Below are 679 nucleotides of genomic sequence, written 5' to 3' on the forward strand. Positions count from 1 at the left end.
ACAACGGTCGTTGGTAAGCGGTTTCACTTTACGGATGTCTACGGGGGTGCCTTGTCGGTCGCGAGGTGTGTAATATCCCCGGTAGGGGTAGGGGGTTCCGGAAACCGGAATGGGGTGTGATAGCGTGTCTGTCTTGTATTTTTCACAGATTTTGCGAACGAATTCATCCACGATGTCCATGTCTTTCATGTCCGGCCGGTCTTTTGCCAGTATCCGGGAGAAAGAGTGTTCACCCACGAATGCCCCCGCGGCTATCGTGTGGAGTCCGTTGTTTTCAAGAATATCCCGTAATTCGATTAGCGCGTCGTCGTAATCCCGGTTCCCGAAAAGCACGACTGGAACGGCTAAAGCCCCGTTGCCTTGTATCGTGTTCAAGTAGGGTAACAGTACGTTTGGAACTCGCCCGGCATATACCGGGGTGCCAAACACCACGAGATCGCTGACTGAGAATTGTAATGCCTGAGTCCTAGTTTTGGGTAAGGTAAAATCGTATTCTTCGAGGTCGGTTTTTAATGTCCTTGAAAGGCCCTTGGCCGTGGCGGTCACAATCTTGCGGGTTGTCCCTGTGGGGCTGAAGTACACGGCCCGGATCTTGTTGATTATTGTCATTTGTTATATGATTTGAACCATTCGGCAAAGCGAGTAATTCCTGTTTCGAGTGATATTTGCGGGGTATACC

The 679-nt window shown here is 50.5% G+C and carries 1 protein-coding gene; it reads right to left on the bottom strand.

Annotated features, from left to right (window positions below; genetic code table 11):
• Positions 1 to 609: flavodoxin family protein (locus tag AB5542_RS16085; protein ID WP_368243211.1), on the bottom strand; the 609-nt coding region annotated here is incomplete at its 3' end.
• Positions 610 to 679 lie beyond the last annotated feature (70 nt).

It is taken from the genome of Butyricimonas sp. RTP31003st1_G1_RTP31003_210430, from assembly GCF_040920905.1.
Classification (GTDB): Bacteria; Bacteroidota; Bacteroidia; order Bacteroidales; family Marinifilaceae; genus Butyricimonas; species Butyricimonas paravirosa.